The sequence below is a fragment of the Novosphingobium mangrovi genome (assembly GCF_022818885.1).
Taxonomy (GTDB): domain Bacteria; phylum Pseudomonadota; class Alphaproteobacteria; order Sphingomonadales; family Sphingomonadaceae; genus Novosphingobium; species Novosphingobium mangrovi.
On record NZ_JALHAT010000018.1, the window covers coordinates 125,095 to 144,581 of the forward strand.

Sequence of the window (19,487 nt, forward strand, 5' to 3'; positions counted from 1 at the left end):
GAATTGCGGAAAATCGAGCCTGCCCTCCCCCTCCCGCTCCCGGGCGCGCGTCGCTCACACACGAAAATGGGGGCGACTCAGTGTGTGAGTCGCCCCCAAGGCTCGGTCCGGCGATACGGAATGCCGGGGGACTGCCGGGCTCTGATCGGCTCAGGGAGGGTATACGGGGTGGACGACCCGATCACCGGTCCGGCTATATCTGTTCAGGCTCCAGGACGGGCACACTCCTTTGACAACCGGGACTTTGGCTCCCGGGAGGCGCCGTCGCGGCGCCGGGACCGGACAATGGTCGCGCCCGATACGGCAAAGGCGGCAAGCAAGCCCACAAGGCCGGCAAGGGACAACGTGCCGAGCCGCGCGTCCTGCGCGCCTTGGCCTGGCTCCGGATCGGCCATAGAGAGCGCACGGCCGCGAGCGGAGGGGAGATCGCCCGCAGCCAGTGCGCCGTCCGCCGCAGTTCCTGGCGATGTTGCACTGGGCACATGCACCAGCTCGCCGCGGGTAGGGGCCGCGGCAAGCGGCGCTGCAAGACCGGCCACCCCCAGCGCCATGAGCGCGAGGAGCGGCCCGGCCTTGCGGCTGCGATGGGTCGCGTATGAGGGGCTCGTCATCTGCATGACCTCACAACGCGCCGCCCCCTGCCCGGTTTTCCGAACGAGCCGCTTTTCCGCCCAAACGTGAGCGGGAACGGGACGAATGGAGCCACCGCCCCGCCTGCAAACGAATGCCACCCTCCCCTCCGCCCGCCCGCCCCCCGTTTGACACCGATGGGGCCGGGTTCTATAGGAACGCCAACGCCCCATCGCTTCGAGCAAGGCGTGCCCATGCGCGGGGGCACACCAAGGAAGGAAGCGGTAGAGGGTTCATCCGACGTATCAGGCTGCTGGCCGCAACGGGCTCCCGCAAGGGTTTCCGCGCGTGCAAGGCGGCCTTTTGGCGTTTGATGGCCTGTCCGCAAGACAGGTATTTCGTCCACGCGTGACGATGTTTTCCCGGGCCCTTCGCCTCGTTGCGAATCGGCCCTGACCAGAAGCGAAGAGGCAAGACCAGCTCATGGCCACCCAGCCCATCGATACGGCGAAGCGCTCCGTCAAGAAGCGCATCCGCAAGATCTTCGGCGACGCCCACGAAGTCATCCAGATGCCGAACCTCATCGAGGTCCAGCGCGAGAGCTACGAACAGTTCCTGCGCTCGAACCCGGAGACCGGCTATGTCTCGGGCCTGGAAAAGACGCTGCGCTCGGTCTTCCCGATCCGCGACTTCGCCGGTACCAGCGAGCTCGACTTCGTCCACTACGAGCTGGAAGAGCCCAAGTACGACGTGACCGAGTGCCGCCAGCGCGGCATCACCTACGCAGCGCCGATGAAGGTCACGCTGCGCCTGATCGTCTTTGAAGTCGACGCCGAGACGGAAACCCGTTCGGTCCTCGATATCAAGGAGCAGGACGTCTACATGGGCGACATGCCGCTCATGACCGAGAACGGCACCTTCTTCATCAACGGCACCGAGCGCGTGATCGTGTCGCAGATGCACCGTTCGCCGGGCGTCCTGTTCGACCACGACCGCGGCAAGACGCACTCCTCGGGCAAGTACCTCTTCGCGGCCCGCGTGATCCCCTACCGCGGTTCCTGGCTCGACTTCGAGTTCGACGCGAAGGACATCGTCAACGTGCGTATCGACCGCAAGCGCAAGCTGCCGGTCACCGCACTGCTCTTCGCGCTGGGCCTCGATTCCGAAGCGATCCTCGATCACTTCTACGAAACCGTCACCTGGAAGCGCGGTGATGGCGGCTGGCGCCTGCCCTACAACGCCGAGACCTGGCGCGGTGTGAAGCCCGCCTTCGACATCGTCGATGCGAACTCGGGCGAAGTCGTCTTCCCGGCCGGCACCAAGATCAGCCCGCGCGCCGCCAACAAGGCGGGCAAGGATGGCCTTGAAGCCCTCCTCATCCCGACCGAGGAAATCTTCGGCCGCTACATCGCCGAGGACATGATCGACGAGTCCACCGGCCGCATCTACATCGAGGCCGGTGACGAAGTCAGCCCTGAGAACCTCGAGGTCCTCGACGCGGCGGGCATCGACCAGCTCAACCTGCTCGACATCGACGATTCGAACGCCGGTCCCTGGATGCGCAACACGCTCAAGGCCGACAAGGCCGAGAACCGCGACATGGGTCTGGAAGCGATCTACAAGGTCATGCGTCCGGGCGAACCGCCGACGAAGGAAACGGCCGAAGCGCTGTTCGAAGGCCTCTTCTTCGACGCCGACCGCTACGACCTTTCGGCCGTGGGCCGCGTCAAGCTCAACATGCGTCTGGGCCTCGATGCCGAGGACACCGTCACCACGCTGCGCACCGAGGACATCCTCGCCGTGGTCAAGGAACTGGTGAACCTCAAGGACGGCAAGGGCGACATCGACGACATCGACAACCTCGGCAACCGCCGTGTGCGTTCGGTCGGCGAGCTGCTCGAGAACCAGTACCGCGTCGGCCTGCTGCGCATGGAGCGTGCGGTCAAGGAACGCATGAGCTCGGTCGACGTCTCGACCGTGATGCCCAACGACCTCATCAACGCCAAGCCCGCCGTGGCCGCCGTGCGTGAGTTCTTCGGCTCCTCGCAGCTCTCGCAGTTCATGGACCAGACCAACCCGCTTTCGGAAGTCACCCACAAGCGCCGCGTGTCGGCGCTTGGGCCGGGCGGTCTTACCCGTGAGCGTGCGGGCTTCGAAGTGCGCGACGTTCACCCGACCCACTACGGTCGTATCTGCCCGATTGAGACGCCCGAAGGCCCGAACATCGGCCTGATCAACTCGCTCTCGACCTTCGCGCGCGTCAACAAGTACGGCTTCATCGAGACCCCGTACCGCCGCGTCATCGACGGCAAGGTCACCGGCGACGTGATTTACCTCTCGGCGATGGAAGAGCAGAAGCACACCGTCGCGCAGGCCTCGGCCGCCCTCAACGAGGACGGTTCGTTCGTCGAGGACCTCATCTCGGCCCGCCAGGAAGGCGAGTTCGTGATGAGCCCGTCGGACCAGGTCACGCTGATGGACGTCAGCCCCAAGCAGCTCGTCTCGGTTGCCGCCTCGCTCATTCCGTTCCTGGAAAAGGACGACGCCAACCGCGCGCTCATGGGCTCGAACATGCAGCGTCAGGCCGTGCCGCTCGTCAAGGCCGATGCGCCTTACGTGGGCACCGGCATGGAAGCGACCGTCGCGCGCGATTCGGGTGCTGCCATCTCGGCGCTGCGTCCGGGCGTGGTCGACCAGGTCGACGCCACCCGTATCGTCATCCGCGCCGTGGGTGAGGTCGAGGCCGGCAAGTCGGGCGTCGACATCTACCGCCTCCAGAAGTTCGAGCGCTCGAACCAGTCGACCTGCATCAACCAGCGTCCGCTGGTGAAGGTGGGCGAATACGTACAGGCCGGCGACATCATCGCCGACGGCCCGTCGACCGAGCTGGGCGAACTGGCCCTGGGCCGCAACGTGCTCGTCGCGTTCATGCCCTGGAACGGCTACAACTACGAGGACTCCATCCTCATCTCCGAGCGGATCGTGAAGGACGACGTCTTCACCTCGATCCACATCGACGAGTTCGAGGTCATGGCCCGCGACACCAAGCTGGGCCCGGAAGACATCACCCGCGACATCCCCAACGTCGGCGAGGAAGCGCTGCGCAACCTCGACGAGGCGGGCATCGTCTACATCGGCGCCGAAGTGCACCCGGGTGACATTCTCGTCGGCAAGATCACGCCCAAGGGCGAAAGCCCGATGACGCCGGAAGAAAAGCTCCTGCGCGCCATCTTCGGTGAAAAGGCCTCGGACGTTCGCGACACCTCGCTGCGCCTGCCCCCGGGCGTGTCGGGCACGATTGTCGACGTGCGCGTCTTCAACCGTCACGGCATCGAGATCGACGACCGTACCCGCGCCATCCAGAACGAGGAAATCGAACGCCTCGCCAAGGACCGCGAGGACGAACGCGCCATTCTCAACCGCGCCACCTACAACCGCCTGCAGGACATGCTGCTCGGTCAGGTCGCTGCGTCCGCACCCAAGGGTGTCAAGAAGGGCGTGGAGATCACCGAGGAGGTCCTCGCCGAGGCCGAGAAGCACGAGTGGTGGAAGTTCGCCGTTGCGGACGACCACATGCAGTCGCAGCTCGAAGCGGTGAAGGCCCAGTACGACGAGACCGTCAAGGCGATCCAGGAGAAGTTCGAGGACCGCAAGGAGAAGCTCGAGCGCGGTGACGAACTCGCTCCGGGCGTGCTCAAGATGGTCAAGGTCTTCGTGGCCGTGAAGCGCAAGCTTCAGCCGGGCGACAAGATGGCCGGCCGTCACGGTAACAAGGGTATCATCAGCCGCATTCTTCCCCAGGAAGACATGCCCTTCCTCGAGGACGGCACCCCTGTCGACTTCGTGATGAACCCGCTCGGCGTGCCTTCGCGCATGAACGTGGGCCAGATCTTCGAGACCCACCTTGGCTGGGCGGCCCGTAACCTGGGCCGTCAGATCGGCGAGGCGCTCGACAGCTGGAAGGCGGCCAATCCGAACCCCGAAGCGGGCGAACCGCCCGAAGCGGTCAAGGAGAAGCTGCGCTCGATCTACGGCGACAGCTACTCCGAGGATCTCGACGCCCGTACCCCCGAACAGCTCGTCGAGCTGGCCGAGAACGTGCGCGGCGGCGTGCCGATGGGCACCCCGGTGTTCGACGGCGCGGTCCAGCAGGACGTTGTCGACATGCTCACGCTGGCCGGTGTCGACACCTCGGGCCAGAGCGTGCTGATGGACGGCCGCACCGGCGAGGCCTTCAGCCGCAAGGTCACGGTGGGCATGAAGTACATCCTCAAGCTTCACCACCTTGTCGACGACAAGATCCACGCCCGTTCGATCGGCCCCTACAGCCTCGTCACCCAGCAGCCGCTGGGCGGTAAGGCCCAGTTCGGTGGCCAGCGCTTCGGTGAGATGGAGGTCTGGGCTCTCCAGGCCTACGGTGCAGCCTACACGCTGCAGGAAATGCTCACCGTCAAGTCGGACGACGTGGTTGGCCGTACCAAGGTCTACGAAGCGATCGTCAAGGGCGACGACACCTTCGAGGCGGGCATCCCCGAGAGCTTCAACGTTCTCGTCAAGGAAATGCGCAGCCTCGGCCTCAACGTCGAGCTCTCCTCGCTCGACGACGAGGACGACACCGACGCGCTGCCCGAGGCGGCGGAATAACGGGATCCAGGGGGCCGGCCTTCGCGGGCCTGCCCCTCCTCCCCCGCCCGCCTTACGAATTTACCCCCAGAGGGACTGAACTATGAACGACCTGACCAAGTTCACGAACCAGATGGCGAAGCCCGAGACCTTCGATCAGATCCAGATCGGCCTGGCTTCCCCCGAGCGCATCCGCTCCTGGTCCTTCGGCGAGATCAAGAAGCCGGAAACCATCAACTACCGCACGTTCAAGCCCGAGCGTGACGGCCTGTTCTGCGCGCGCATCTTCGGCCCCGTGAAGGACTACGAGTGCCTGTGCGGCAAGTACAAGCGCATGAAGTACAAGGGCGTCGTCTGCGAAAAGTGCGGCGTCGAGGTTACCGTCACCAAGGTGCGCCGCGAGCGCATGGGCCACATCGAGCTCGCCGCTCCTGTCGCCCACATCTGGTTCCTCAAGTCGCTGCCCTCGCGCATCGGCCTGCTCCTCGACATGCAGCTCAAGCAGCTTGAGCGCGTCCTCTACTTCGAGAGCTACATCGTCATCGAGCCGGGCCTGACCCCGCTCGAGAAGTTCCAGCTTCTCACCGAAGACGAGATGCTCGACGCGCAGGACGAGTACGGCGAAGACGCCTTCTCGGCCGGCATCGGCGCCGAAGCGGTCAAGATCATGCTCATGGAGCTCGATCTCGAACAGGAACGCGCCGACCTTCTCCAGGAGCTCGAGACGACCAAGTCGGAACTCAAGCCCAAGAAGATCATCAAGCGCCTCAAGGTCGTCGAATCCTTCATCGATTCGGGTAACCGCCCGGAATGGATGATCCTCGAAGTCGTGCCGGTCATTCCGCCCGAACTGCGCCCGCTGGTGCCGCTCGACGGTGGCCGCTTCGCGACCTCGGACCTCAACGACCTGTACCGCCGCGTCATCAACCGCAACAACCGCCTCAAGCGCCTGATCGAGCTGCGCGCGCCCGACATCATCGTGCGCAACGAAAAGCGCATGCTGCAGGAATCGGTCGACGCCCTGTTCGACAACGGCCGCCGCGGCCGCGTCATCACGGGCGCCAACAAGCGTCCGCTCAAGTCGCTCTCCGACATGCTCAAGGGCAAGCAGGGCCGCTTCCGTCAGAACCTTCTGGGTAAGCGCGTCGACTACTCGGGCCGTTCGGTCATCGTGACCGGCCCCGAACTCAAGCTGCACCAGTGCGGCCTGCCCAAGAAGATGGCGCTCGAGCTGTTCAAGCCGTTCATCTACGCCCGCCTCGATGCCAAGGGTCTCTCGATGACCCTCAAGCAGGCCAAGAAGTGGGTCGAGAAGGAGCGCAAGGAAGTCTGGGACATCCTCGACGAGGTGATCCGCGAGCATCCCGTGATGCTCAACCGCGCGCCCACGCTCCACCGTCTGGGTATCCAGGCCTTCGAGCCCGTCCTCATCGAGGGCAAGGCGATCCAGCTGCACCCGCTCGTCTGCTCGGCCTTCAACGCCGACTTCGACGGTGACCAGATGGCCGTCCACGTGCCGCTTTCGCTGGAAGCCCAGCTCGAAGCGCGCGTGCTGATGATGTCGACGAACAACATCCTCTCGCCCGCGAACGGCAAGCCGATCATCGTGCCTTCGCAGGACATGGTGCTGGGCCTGTACTACCTCTCGATGGACCGTGAGGGTGAACCGGGCGAAGGCATGAAGTTTGCCGACATGGCCGAAGTCCACCAGGCGCTCCAGATCGGTGCGGTGACGCTCCACTCGAAGATCGAGGCCCGCGTGCCGCAGACCGACGAGAACGGCGCGCAGTACATGAAGCGCTTCGAGACGACGCCGGGCCGCATGCTTATCGGCGAGTGCCTCCCCAAGAGCCACACCGTGCCCTTCGACGTGGTCAACAAGCTGCTGACCAAGAAGGACATCGGCGAGGTCATCGACCAGGTCTATCGTCACACCGGCCAGAAGGACACGGTCCTCTTCGCCGACGCGATCATGTCGCTGGGCTTCAAGAACGCCTGCCAGGCCGGCATCTCCTTCGGCATGGATGACATGATCATCCCGGCCCAGAAGGATCCGCTGGTCGCCGAGACCAAGGAACTGGTTGCCGACTACGAGCAGCAGTACCAGGACGGCCTCATCACCCAGCAGGAAAAGTACAACAAGGTGATCGACGCCTGGAGCCGTTGCGGCGACCAAGTCGCGAACGCCATGATGGACGAGCTCAAGGCCATGCCGATCGACCCGGAAACGGGCCGCCAGGCACAGATCAACTCGATCTACATGATGAGCCACTCGGGTGCGCGTGGTAGCCCGGCCCAGATGAAGCAGCTGGGCGGTATGCGTGGCCTCATGGCCAAGCCGTCGGGCGAGATCATCGAAACGCCGATCATCTCGAACTTCAAGGAAGGTCTGACCGTTCTTGAATACTTCAACTCGACCCACGGTGCTCGTAAGGGCCTGGCCGACACGGCTCTGAAGACCGCGAACTCGGGCTACCTGACCCGTCGTCTCGTGGACGTCTCGCAGGACTGCGTCGTCATCGTCGACGATTGCGGCACCGAGCGTGCGCTCGAAATGCGCGCGATCGTCCAGGGCGGTTCGGTCATCGCCTCGCTGGCCGAGCGTATCCTGGGCCGTACCCTTGCCGAGGACATCCACGACAAGGAAGGCAACCTCGTGGCGGCCAATGGCCAGCTGCTGGACGAGCCGGCCGTGGCCGCGATCGAGACCAGCGGCACCCAGTCGGCGCGCATCCGCTCGCCGCTGGTCTGCGAAGCCGAACAGGGCGTGTGCGCGAAGTGCTACGGGCGTGACCTTGCCCGCGGTACGCCGGTCAACATCGGTGAGGCCGTCGGCGTCATCGCCGCACAGTCGATCGGTGAACCGGGCACGCAGCTCACCATGCGTACCTTCCACATTGGCGGCGCCGCGCAGCTGAACGAAACGAGCCACCTGGAAGCGATCTGCGAGGGTAGCGTCGTCTATCGCGACATCCCGACCATCACCGACAAGCGCGGCCGCAAGCTCTCGCTTGCCCGTAACGGTGAAGTCGTGGTGCTCGACACCGAAGGCCGCGAGCGCGCCATGCACCGCGTGCCCTACGGTACCGTCCTTCTCCATGAAGACGGCGCCAAGGTGGCCGAGGGCGAACGTCTGGCCGAGTGGGACCCGTTCACGCTTCCGATCATCACGGAAACCGGCGGTATCATCAAGTACCAGGACCTGATCGACAGCCGCACGCTGACCGAGCAGGTCGACGATGCGACCGGCATGACCAGCCGCGTCGTCACCGAGGACCGTTCGACGAGCCGTTCGAAGAAGAAGGAAGACCTGCGTCCGCGCATCACCCTTCTCGACGACAACTCGGGCGAATCCGCGCGCTACATGCTGGCGCCGGGTGCCACCCTCTCGGTCGAGGACGGCCAGATGGTCGAAGCGGGCGACATCATCGCCCGTGCCAGCCGCGAAGCCGCTAAGACCCGCGACATCACCGGTGGTCTGCCGCGCGTTGCCGAGCTGTTCGAGGCCCGCAAGCCCAAGGACAACTCGATCATCGCCAAGGTCTCGGGCCGCATCGAGTTCGTGCGTGACTACAAGGCCAAGCGCAAGATCGCGATCATCCCCGAGGAGGGTGAACCGGTCGAGTACCTGATCCCGAAGAGCCGCGTGATCGACGTGCAGGAAGGCGACTTCGTCAAGAAGGGCGACAACCTGATCTCCGGTTCGCCCGACCCGCACGACATCCTGGAAGTTCTGGGCGTGGAAGCTCTTGCCGAGTACCTCGTCGCGGAAATCCAGGAAGTCTATCGCTTGCAGGGCGTGAAGATCAACGACAAGCACATCGAGGTGATCGTTCGCCAGATGCTGCAGAAGGTCGAGATCACCGCGAGCGGCGACACCACGCTGCTTCCGGGCGAGCAGGTCGACTACGAGGAAATGAACGAGATCAACGGCAAGCTGAAGGCCGGGCAGCAGCCCGCCGAAGGCAAGCCGGTGCTGCTGGGCATCACCAAGGCCTCGCTGCAGACCCGCTCGTTCATCTCGGCCGCGTCCTTCCAGGAAACCACCCGCGTGCTCACGCAGGCGGCCGTGGAAGGCAAGAAGGACTCGCTGATCGGCCTCAAGGAAAACGTCATCGTCGGCCGTCTCATCCCCGCCGGTACCGGCGCGGGCATGAACCGCGTCCGTGTGGCCGCTTCCAGCCGCGATGCGGCCCTGCGCGCCTCCTACCGTCGCATGCAGGAAGCGCTTGTCGCAGCCGACAGCGCGGCGCAGGAGCATGCAGCCGAACTGCAGCGCGATCCCGCCGATGACCTCGGCAACGATCCGCTGGCCGCTGTCGAAGGCGAAACCCACGGCACCGATGCCGATGCCGGTGAATACCTGATCAAGGGCGACGAGGGCGACACCGAGGCCTGAGCCTCCCCCTCCCCCGCCTGACAGGCACGAAAAAGGCCCCGCCGGAGCGATCCGGCGGGGCCTTTTGCTTGGGAGCCATTCATTCGACCAAGCGCCGACTCTTCAGGTCCGGCGTCATGGCCTGCGCGGCCCCGGCACGGTAGAACGACAGCCAGTCTCATAACTCATGGACCGCCGCATGCCGCTTTCCGATTCCAAGGTCTTCGCCGCCGCCACCGCCTCGGTCCTGGCCATGGCGATCCTGACGCTGTTCGCGGGGCTGGCCGACTTCGTCGAGCTCTTCGCGCGCTGAAAGGGAGAAGGGAATTTCCGAGGGCCATCGCCCTCGGGCTCCCCAAACTGTCCAGCTCACCTTGCACGCGCCACCTTGGCTGAGATACGTGAGGGTGCCGAATTTGGGGTCAAGGGGCGATGGCCCCTTGGAAATCTCTTCCTAATCCGCAACGCCCAGCAGCATCCGATCCCCCTCGATGGCGACACCGGGCAACTTGGCCAGGAACGACTGGCCGAGCAGCGACACGTCCAGCCCCTCAGGCAGGATCGCCGCCTCCACACCTTCCGCGCTCAGGCCATCAACCTCGATGCGCGAGAGCTTCACAGGCACGCCGTAGACCGTGCCATTGGCCCCGCGCCCGATCGGACGCACATCGTCCTCGTTCCAGTCGAGCCCGGCCGTGCGGGCGTCCTCCGCCGTCAGCGCGACGATGCTCGCCCCCGTATCGACGAGGAAGTGAACGCTCTGCCCGTCCACCCGTGCGTCGAGATAGAAATGCCCGTCGCCCGCGCGTTCCAGCACACTGCCACCTGCAAGCCAGGCCTGGCGCCGGGCCTCGCCAGCGGCCGCCTCTCTGGCGGCTTGGAATGCTGTAACGTCGCTCGTGGATGTCGAAGTGGAGAGGCCTGGGGCCATCCAGCCGACAACCGCGGCGGTCAGGAGGAGAAGAACGATCGGTGCAGCGCGCATGGCGGCAATCTAACTGGCCGACACTTCTTCCGGGTTAATGGCACGCGGGCCGATGAAGCCGTGATGCGCGCCCGTTCCGGCAACCGCGGCCATGAGCCCGACGACGAGCGTGTCGAAGGCCATGAGACCCCAGACAAGGGCGTCAGGCTGGCCGAGTACGGCGGTGTGGTTGGCTTCGTGCAGCAGTTGCAGGAAGAGCCAGGGCGGGGCGATGTAGAGCGCAATGCGCAGCGCCTTGCTCCAGCCCCGAACATAGGCGTCGCGCAGCCCGAAAGTGCGATGTCCCAGAATACCGGCGATCATCAGCACCACGCCCGGAAGGCTGAGCAGGGTCAGGCCCAGACCGATGGCCAGGCTGGCTGAGGGTGCCAGGCCGAGCGGGAGGCTTCCCGGGAGCGAGCACAGCACGAGTATGAGGAAGCCAAGGGCGAGCGGGCGCCAGGCGATATCGGAAAGGGTCCAGCCCGCACGTCCGGCGGCCCGGTTGGCCCAGAACCGGGCGGTGAAGAGCACGGCCAGTGGCAGGCCGACCAGCTTGGCTGTCCCATAGGCCCAGCGGGTGGGGTCCTGCGCCAGCGTCCGGAAAGCCTCGTCGCTGGCGAACATGCCCAGCCGGATTTCGGCCGCGTGCTGGACGAACTCGGGCACCATCACCAGAAGGGGGGCGAGCGGTGCGAGCCGGAAGACCCGCAGCGCGTCGCGAAGGCTCAGGCCGAAACCGCGCAGTTCCGACCCAAGGCCGCTCACTCGGCAGGTTCCGCCGGAACCTTGGCCGCATCCTTGGCCGCGTCATCCGCCGCCTCGATCTCGGCCGCCTTGGCTTCAACCAGCTTGACGATGTGGTCGAGCATATCGGCGTCCTCCACCGTGTGGTCGGTGAGGCCGGACAGATAGACCATGTGCTTGCCGTTGCCGCCGCCGGTAAGGCCGATGTCGGTCTCCCGCGCTTCGCCGGGGCCATTGACCACGCAGCCCAGCACGGACAGCGAAAGCGGCGTCTTGATGTGCTGCAGGCGGTCTTCGAGCGCCTCGACCGTGCGGATGACGTCGAAGCCCTGGCGTGCGCACGAGGGGCACGAGACGACGCGCACGCCGCGCGTACGAAGGCCCAGGGCCTTGAGCATCTCGAAGCCGACGCGCACTTCCTCTTCGGGCTCTGCCGACAGCGAGACGCGCAAGGTGTCGCCGATCCCGGCCCACAGCAGGTTGCCCATGCCGATCGAGGACTTGACCGTCCCGCCAATGAGACCGCCTGCCTCGGTGATGCCCAGATGCAGCGGGCAGTCGGTGGCATCGGCGAGGCCCTGGTAAGCCGCGACCGCGAGGAACACGTCCGACGCCTTCACCGCGACCTTGTAGTCGTGGAAGTCGTGGTCCTGCAGCAGTTTGATGTGATCGAGCGCGCTTTCCACCAGCGCCTCGGGACACGGTTCGCCGTACTTTTCGAGGAGATCCTTCTCCAGGCTGCCAGCGTTGACGCCAATGCGGATCGCACAGCCATTGGCCTTGGCCGCACGCACGACTTCGGCCACACGCTCGTCCGAGCCGATGTTGCCCGGATTGATGCGCAGGCACGCCGCGCCCGCATCGGCCGCTTCGAGCGCGCGCTTGTAGTGAAAGTGTATGTCCGCGATCAGCGGCACCGTCGCCGCGCGGGCAATCTCCTTGAAGGCCGCGGTGCTCTCCACGTCGGGGCAGGACACGCGGATGAGGTCCGCACCCGCCTCCTCGCAGCGGCGGATCTGGTCGATCGTCGCCTTGGCATCGGACGTGAGGGTGTTGGTCATGGTCTGCACCGTGATCGGGGCATCACCACCAACAGGAACACTGCCAACCATGATCTGGCGGCTCTGGCGGCGCTCGATAGTGCGCCATGGACGGATCGAAGACATGGCGCCCTTATAGGGACATGGCGCCCTGGTTTGAAGCCCGTTTGCCAGAAACCTCGCTTGAACCTTCGCCCGTTTCGGGCATTCAGTCTTCCATGATCGAAACCAGCCCCTACGACCCGACCGACGATACCGAGACCGGCACGCCCCTCCTGTTTGGGCGCGTGCTCGACGGACACGGCGGGGCACGGGCGGTTTCGTGGGAGGAAGCGCAGGAGTGGCGCCCCGGCAAGCCTGGGGAAATGCTCTGGGTGCATTTGTGCCGAAATGCCGATGGCGTGGCCGAATGGCTGGACGAAGGGCTCGGCCTGCCCGAACCCACAGTCGAACTTCTCACCAGCGAGGACACCCGCCCGCGCGCCTTTCGCGAGGGCAACGCGCTGGTTGCAACGCTGCGCGGCATCAACTTCAACCCCGGCGCCGAGCCTGAGGACATGGTCTCGCTGCAGGTGTGGTGCGACGGGCGCCGTCTCGTCACCTTGCGCCGCCGCCCCCTGCAGACCCCGCGCGCGGTGATGGCCGAGCTCGACAAGGGCACCGGCGCGCTCGATGCAGGCGCGGTCATCACGCTCATGGTCGAGCACATGATCGCGCGCATGAACCGCTCGATCATCGACATGAACGAGGTGATCGACCAGCTGGAAGAGACCGATCCCGACGAGGATCCCGAAGCCATGCTCGACAAGATCGCGACGATCCGGCGCAATTGCCTCGGCCTCAAGCGCCACATGGCTCCGCAGCACGAAGCGCTCGAGCGGATCAGCCGGGAGGCGCCCGAATGGTTCGAGAAGCACGACCGGCGCGAGATCGCCGAGACCATCGACCGCCTGCGCCGCTATCTCGACGATCTCGACATCAGCAAGGAAAGCGCCGTGGTCCTGCAGGACGACCTGCGCGCCCGCGCAGCGGCCAGCGCGGACCGCACCAGCTACCTGCTCACCATCGTTGCGGCCATTTTCCTGCCGCTCAGCTTCGTCACTGGCCTTCTGGGCATCAACGTGGGCGGAATGCCCGGCATGCAGGACCCCGACGCGTTCTGGGTGGTCGTGGCGCTGTGCGCTGCGATCCTGCTCGTCCAGCTGGTGATGTTCTGGAAGTGGAAGTTGTTCTGAACGCACATCTGGAAATTCGCGAGAACGCGAATTTTGCGGCACCGGCCCACGCCCCCCACCCGCCACCCTGAGAATACTGTCGTCGGGTGGCGGGTGGGGCGTGGGCCGGTGCCGTCACGAAAATGCCCTTGTAGGGCATTTTCCAAACAGGCTCAGAGCGAGAGGGCGAAAAGGAACTCGTCGTCGCGCTTCTCGCCGACCATGAAGAAGATGTCGCCCACCTTCTCGAAGCCATAGCGCTGGTAGAACTTCTGCGCGCCCGGGTTCTCCGAATAGACCGAGAGCTGGATCTCGTCCGCGCCCTCGACCCGGGCCTTGGCCAGCGCCCAGTTCATCAGCTTGGCGCCAATGCCGCGCCCGGTCGCTTCGGGATCGGTGTAGAGCTGCTTCAGCTCGATCGCCTTCTCCCCACGCGCATGGTCGGGCCAGCCACAGGCAAGCTTGAGCTTGCAATAGGCCAGCAGGCGCCCGTCCTCGATTGCGAGCATGATCGGCATGGCCGGGTTGGCGATCTCCGCCGCAACGTTCTCTTCCGAGTGCGATTCGGCGAGGAAGTTCGCCAGGTCCTCGGGGCGGTAGAGCTCGCCGAACTTGGCCGTGAAGGAGCGCGCGCCAAGCTCGGCAAGAGCGGCCGCATCGGTGGGTCCGGCTTCGCGAAGGTCCATTACAATTCCCGCGTCATGCACATCGAAAAATCGTCCGCCACATAGTCGGCAAAGGGCGGGCATTCAACGAAGCCGTGCGAGAGGTAGAGGTTGTGCGCAGGCACGAAGGCTTGCGGGCGACCGGTTTCCAGACTCACGCGGGTGTAGCCGCGCGCCTTCGCCTCTTCCATAAGGTGCAGGAGCAGCGCGCGGCCCGCCCCCTTGCGGCGATAGGCGGGCGCAACGCGCATCGACTTCAATTCGCCATGGCGGTCATCCAGGTGCTTGATCGCGCCGCAGCCCGCAAGGGCCTCTCCGTCCCAGGCCGAGAAGAAGGTGACGTCGGGTTGGCGCAACCGCTCGGCGGGCATGGCATGGACGCTTTCGGGCGGGGACCACTGATGCATTTCATCCAGGTGGAACTGGAGCAGCGCCAGGATAGCCTCACCCGACAGGTCGTCGCGACGGATCGTGTAACGGGTGGAGGTCACCGGGTTTCCTCTGTGTTCTTGTCGGCCTTGCGCACACCCATGCGCAGCCCCGCTTCCAGCCGCGCGCGCAACTGGGTGTAGTAGGCCTCCAGGAAGGCGCGTTCATCGCCCCAGCCGTCGTTGCGGCCGATCTTCTCGGAAATCGTGTGGTAGACAGGCTCGATCGCCTTGGCGCGTGTGTCGCGCAGCACCCGTTCAAGCGCCTGGAGCTCATATTCGCCGTAGACCGCCAGTTCGTCCTCGCCAAAGCGGTACTTCGGGCCCTCCGACGTCGCGGCGGTGCTCGCCGCCTCAGCCGGAGCCTCCACCGACAGCGCCCTGGCCAGCTTGGGCCGGGGCGCCTGGACGACCCAGCTCCCCGCGATGACATCGCCTGCCCGCAGGCCATCGCGGTTGAACAGGGGGAAGAGCATGAAGATGAGGAACCAGGCCGTCGCCGCCAGCCAGGCAAGGCCGCTCTCGGCTCCCGCCGAAGCGACGAAGACGATGGGCAGGAACAGCTCGATGTCGCGCAGAAGGTTGCGCGCAATCACCATCTCGGGTGTCAACCGGCCGCCGTCGCGCGCGGCGATGCGCAGGCCATTGATGCGCTTGCCCGGCGTCGCTCCGCGCGGCCCGAGCTCAAAGAACAGAAAGTAGGCGTTGCGGAACAGGAACAGGACGATGAGCCATACGACCAGCAGGAATTGCAGCGCATAGCCACTCGTTGTCCCGCTCGAGAGCGTGCGCTCGATCGACGCCGCGCCGCCCGCCATGAACAGGAGTGCAACCGAGAGCCCCGTGATCACGAGGCCAATGAACAAGAGGTCGAGCAGCAGCGCACCGAAGCGCGCGCCGCGACTGGCAATGGCGATGGAGAGCGAAATGCCCTCGGGCGTCAGCAGCGTGCGGCCAAGCCCGGGGGCGTCCTTACGTGGCTTGCGCGCCTTTCGTTCCTTGCGGGCCATCAGCGCATGCCCCCTTCCCCGGCGCGTTCCTCACGCCAGCGGCGCGTGCCGGGGAACGCGAAGAAGTAGGCGCACCACAAGACCAGCATGAAGCCCCCGATGGAAAAACGCCCCAGGGTCGTGTCGACGAGCTGGCGCGCGAAGCCTTCCAGAAGCGCGGCGATCACAAGCATGAGGACCACGCCCACCATGACCACGGCCGCGCGCTGCCCGGCCGCCGCCGCCGCACTCAGAAGCGGTCTGGGCCCCGGAAAGGCGAGCGTGCGCCCGATATGCAGGCCAGCGGCGGCCGAAAGCAGGATCGCGAAGATCTCGGTCGTCCCGTGCACCGCGATCCAGCCTGCAAAGTCGAGGGTCAGCCCCGCCCCGCTGTAGAGCCAGAGCATCGCGCCAAGCAGCGCCAGATTCTGCACCAGCAGGAGAACCGACGGGATGCCGAAGGCGAAGCCCAGCGCGAAGGCCAGGATCGAGACCTGCGCGTTGTTGCTGAAGAGCTGGGCGGCAAAGACGCTGAGCCCGTTCTGATCGGCGTTGTCGAAGAGGGTCGTGCGCAACATCTCGGGCGTGGCGCCGGGAACGCGCGGCCCCGCCATCTCGCGCGAGACGAGCGCAAAGTACCATTCAGGATCGTTGGCGACGAGAAGCCAGCCCGCCGCGACCGCCGCGACCAGAATCGCGAAACAGGCCGCAACATCGGCGCCAATGGCGCGCACCGCCGCGCTCCAGCCCCCGGCAAAGAAGCCGCGCAGCCAGCCCGCCAGCGAGGTCCGCGGCCCGTAGACCACGAACCAGGCGCGCTGGACGAGGGTTTCCAAGTAGGCCACTGTCGCGGCATCGAGCGAGGTCTCGCGCGCAACCGAAAGCCCCGAGGCGGCGGTACGGTACAGCCCAGGCAAGGCCAGCAGATCCTCGTCCGAGACCTTGCGCAGGCGGCCCTTCTCCATCTTGCGTACGATGGCCTCAAGGCGCTGCCAGTCGGACTCGCGCTCAAGACGGAAGCGGTCCGAACGCAGCGCCGCGCTCTCGATGGCGCCAAGGGCCGAAGCCGCCTGTGCGTTGTCCTGAACGGCACCGCTCATCCGATGGCTCCTGCGCGCTTGATTTCAAGATAGGCATCGATGAGGCGCGGCCCGATGGCATCGTAAGGTGCCTCGATGACGTCGACGCCCATCTGCTGGAGACGTTTCAGGACCAGGGCGCGTTCACGCAGCAGGAGGTCCGCGGCGACCGCCTCGGACAGGTCCTGGAGCGAATCGGGCTCCTTCGCCGAGAGCGTCTCCAGCTCATCGTCGACCAGCGTCACGAACAACACGACGTGGCGCGAAAGCAGACGCCCCACGCTCTCGATCATCAGCTGCGCGCTGGTGAGATCGGTGAAGTCGGAAAAGACCACGATCAGCGACCGGCGCTGGAGCTGGCCCGACAAGGTGGCGAGCGCGAGCGTGAAGTTGGGCTCCTGCGCGCGGTATTCCAGCTGCGCCGCGGCGCGCTGGAGGCGCAGGAACGCGCCCTGCCCGGTCACGAAGGGCGTACGTACCTCGGGCCTTGCGGCAAAGCCGAAGAGCGCGATCTTGTCCCCGCCCTTGAGCGCGACATAGGACGTGGCAAGCGCTGCGGACACCGCGCGGTCAAGGCGGGGCATGCCGCGCACCGGCCCGCTCATCGCCTGCCCGCAATCGAAGGCGAAGACGATCTGGTTGTTGCGCTCGGTCTCGAACTCCTTGGCGTAGAGATGCGAATGGCGAGCCGAAGCCTTCCAGTCGATCCGGCGCCGGTCCATGCCGGGCTGGTATTCGGCCAGCGCCTCGAACTGAGTGCCCTCGCCCCGCATCCGGCGTGCGATGAGGCCGAACTGCGCGTCCTTGAGAAAGGTCTGCAAGGCGGGCGAGCGCACCGCCGCGACATTGGGCCAGATGCGCACTTCGCGCTCCAGCGTGCCGGTGAACTGTCTTGCGCCCAGCCCCAGTGGCCCCGTCCAGCGCAGCCAGACCCCGCCCAGACGTGCGGTGCCCCGTCGCGTGGGCGAGAGGCCCCGCCCCCCGCGCCAGTCAGCCCCGTCCGGCGCCAACGCGATCTCGCAGCGACCTTCCGGAACGAGGCGCGGGTCACCCTCTACCGCCAGGTGCATCGCGCGCGCACGGCCGCCCAGCATCCCGGCATCGGCCTGCAGCGTGAACGCGCCGCCCACTTCGCAATCCTCGGCAAAGCGCAGCGCGAGTGGCCCCAGCCGCCCGGCAAGCTGCGAGTCTATCAGGACCAGCGCGAGCACGACCAGCGCAGCCACAGGCGCGATCAGCCAAGCCTGTGGAGCTGCTGCCCCGATCACCAGGGCAATCGGCGCGGCCAGCGCCAGTGCGAGGACCGCACGCCCGGTCGGCAGCACCGGCAGAGTGCGCCCCTCGGGGCGATGCACCTGCCCGGCCGCGGCCGCGGAGCCTTGCTCGGTGGGAAGGTCGGCCGGAGCGCTCATGGTCTCAGCGCGGCGCCTCGGTCTGCGCGACGAGGTCTTCGACCAGCGCCTCGACCTGCTTGCCCTCGATCTCGGCGGCAGGGCTGAGCAGCAGGCGGTGGCGCAGGACGGACGCGGCCAGGGCCTTCACGTCATCGGGCAGGACGTACGCGCGGCCATCCAGCGCGGCACGCGCCCGCGCGGCGCCCGCCAGCAGGACCGCCGCACGCGGGCTGGCCCCGCTGGCCAGGTCTGCGCTTTCACGCGTCGCGCGAACCAGACGCACGATATAGTCGGCCACTTCGTCGGCCAGCGTCACGCCGCGCACGGCCTCGGCTGCCGCGTCGAGCTGGGCCGGCGTGGTGACCACCGCAATGCCGAGGTCCGCCGGAGAGGCCGCGCCCTTGTTCGCACCAAAGCGCGCCACGATCCCGCGTTCCTCTTCCAGCGAGGGGTAATCGACCAGCTGCTTGAACAGGAAACGGTCCAGCTGGGCTTCGGGCAGCGGGTAGACGCCCTGGCTCTCGATCGGGTTCTGCGTCGCCACCACCATGAAGTGCGCCGGCAGGGCATGGCGTTCGCCATCCAGGGTCACGCGCCGCTCCTGCATCGCTTCCAGAAGCGCGGCCTGCGTCTTGGGCGGCGTACGGTTGATCTCGTCGGCAAGCAGCAGATCGCAGAAGATCGGACCGCGCGTCAGCGTGAACTGGCTGGTCTGGAAGTTGAAGAGGTTGGAGCCCAGGATATCGCCCGGCATGAGGTCGGGGGTGAACTGGATGCGCCCGAAATCAAGGCCAAGCGTCGCGGCGAAGCACTGCGCGAGGAAGGTCTTGGCCGTGCCGGGAGGGCCTTCGAGAAGGACGTGCCCCCGGGCCATGAGCGCGATCAGCAGGTGGTCGATGGTCTCAGCCTGGCCGACCACGGCCTTGCCGATCTCATGACGGATCGCATCGGCCAGCCGGGCCACCTCGGCCAGCGGAAGACCGTCTGTGGCCGGCGCCGCAGCGGCCGGGGTCTCGGAAAGCGGGGCCTGGTCGTTCATTGCGTCAGTGTCCTTTCGAGCGCGTGGAGATCACGCGCGGCCTTGAGGATGTCGTGGGGACGGTGCGCGGCGCGCAGGCGCGCGGCGACCGCCGAGAAGGATTCATGCTCGGGCGCGCGGGCGGCCAGCGCCCGGTCAATAGCGGCCTCTGCCGCCTCGGCATCGAGGGCGCGCGGGAGCGCCAGTGCCGCCACTAGCCGTGCGCGCGCGCGCGCCGCGTAGGGCTCGCGCAGCAGGTGATAGCGCCGCGATCGGCGCACCAGCCCGGCCGCGTTGGCGACAAGCGCCTGCTTGCCGAACGCCAGGGCCCGCTCGGGCGTGGCAGGCGGGCCAAAGCGTACGAAACCGCGCCAGCCA

At 66.2% G+C, this 19,487-nt stretch carries 12 protein-coding genes and 1 pseudogene; 3 read left to right on the forward strand and 10 right to left on the reverse strand.

Annotated features, from left to right (window positions below; translation table 11 throughout):
- The first annotated feature begins 1,053 nt into the window (after positions 1-1,053).
- The gene (gene rpoB, locus MTR65_RS11800; RefSeq protein WP_243800366.1) at positions 1,054-5,214 is read left to right on the forward strand and encodes a DNA-directed RNA polymerase subunit beta; all 4,161 of its coding nucleotides are present in this window, start codon (positions 1,054-1,056) and stop codon (positions 5,212-5,214) included.
- Between the two features lie 82 nt (positions 5,215-5,296).
- Positions 5,297-9,592 carry a DNA-directed RNA polymerase subunit beta' gene (gene rpoC, locus MTR65_RS11805; protein ID WP_226632147.1) on the forward strand — a complete coding sequence of 1,432 codons (4,296 nt, stop codon included), beginning with the start codon at positions 5,297-5,299 and terminating at the stop codon, positions 9,590-9,592.
- A 433-nt stretch (positions 9,593-10,025) separates the two neighbouring features.
- On the opposite strand, the gene MTR65_RS11810 is transcribed toward rpoC, so the two are convergent.
- From MTR65_RS11810 to ispG, 3 genes are read right to left on the reverse strand one after another with little or no spacing between them, the layout of a single operon-like run.
- Positions 10,026-10,556 (reverse strand): retropepsin-like aspartic protease family protein, encoded by a 531-nt coding sequence (locus MTR65_RS11810; protein ID WP_243800368.1) that lies wholly within the window; start codon positions 10,554-10,556, stop codon positions 10,026-10,028.
- 9 nt (positions 10,557-10,565) lie between these two features.
- Complete coding sequence (locus MTR65_RS11815; protein ID WP_243800370.1) at positions 10,566-11,303, reverse strand: hypothetical protein; 738 nt, start codon at positions 11,301-11,303, stop codon at positions 10,566-10,568.
- Entirely contained in the window at positions 11,300-12,448 is a 1,149-nt protein-coding gene (ispG, locus tag MTR65_RS11820) for a flavodoxin-dependent (E)-4-hydroxy-3-methylbut-2-enyl-diphosphate synthase (RefSeq protein ID WP_243800373.1), read from the reverse strand. The genes MTR65_RS11815 and ispG overlap by 4 nt, the downstream gene beginning before the upstream one ends.
- Before the next feature lie 92 nt (positions 12,449-12,540).
- On the opposite strand from ispG, the gene MTR65_RS11825 reads away from it, so the two are divergent.
- Complete coding sequence (locus MTR65_RS11825; protein ID WP_243800375.1) at positions 12,541-13,557, forward strand: zinc transporter ZntB; 1,017 nt, start codon at positions 12,541-12,543, stop codon at positions 13,555-13,557.
- 152 nt (positions 13,558-13,709) lie between these two features.
- Here MTR65_RS11825 and MTR65_RS11830 read toward each other — a convergent pair whose 3' ends face one another.
- From MTR65_RS11830 to MTR65_RS11860, 7 genes and pseudogenes are all read right to left on the reverse strand, one after another.
- The gene (locus MTR65_RS11830) at positions 13,710-14,222 is read right to left on the reverse strand and encodes a GNAT family N-acetyltransferase (RefSeq protein ID WP_243800378.1); all 513 of its coding nucleotides are present in this window, start codon (positions 14,220-14,222) and stop codon (positions 13,710-13,712) included.
- Positions 14,222-14,692, reverse strand: coding sequence for a GNAT family N-acetyltransferase (locus MTR65_RS11835; protein WP_243800381.1), 471 nt, complete (start codon positions 14,690-14,692; stop codon positions 14,222-14,224). Before MTR65_RS11835 ends, MTR65_RS11830 begins: the two co-directional genes overlap by 1 nt.
- Positions 14,689-15,639, reverse strand: coding sequence for an RDD family protein (locus MTR65_RS11840; RefSeq protein WP_243800383.1), 951 nt, complete (start codon positions 15,637-15,639; stop codon positions 14,689-14,691). Before MTR65_RS11840 ends, MTR65_RS11835 begins: the two co-directional genes overlap by 4 nt.
- Positions 15,639-16,718, reverse strand: a complete 1,080-nt coding sequence (locus MTR65_RS11845) for a stage II sporulation protein M (protein WP_243800385.1) — start codon at positions 16,716-16,718, stop codon at positions 15,639-15,641. The genes MTR65_RS11840 and MTR65_RS11845 overlap by 1 nt, the downstream gene beginning before the upstream one ends.
- Positions 16,715-18,109, reverse strand: a complete 1,395-nt coding sequence (locus MTR65_RS11850; protein WP_243800387.1) for a DUF58 domain-containing protein — start codon at positions 18,107-18,109, stop codon at positions 16,715-16,717. The genes MTR65_RS11845 and MTR65_RS11850 overlap by 4 nt, the downstream gene beginning before the upstream one ends.
- Before the next feature lie 4 nt (positions 18,110-18,113).
- Complete coding sequence (locus MTR65_RS11855) at positions 18,114-19,130, reverse strand: AAA family ATPase (protein WP_243800389.1); 1,017 nt, start codon at positions 19,128-19,130, stop codon at positions 18,114-18,116.
- Positions 19,127-19,487: pseudogene (locus tag MTR65_RS11860) on the reverse strand (DUF4350 domain-containing protein); the annotation flags it as partial. The pseudogene MTR65_RS11860 and the gene MTR65_RS11855, both read right to left, overlap by 4 nt.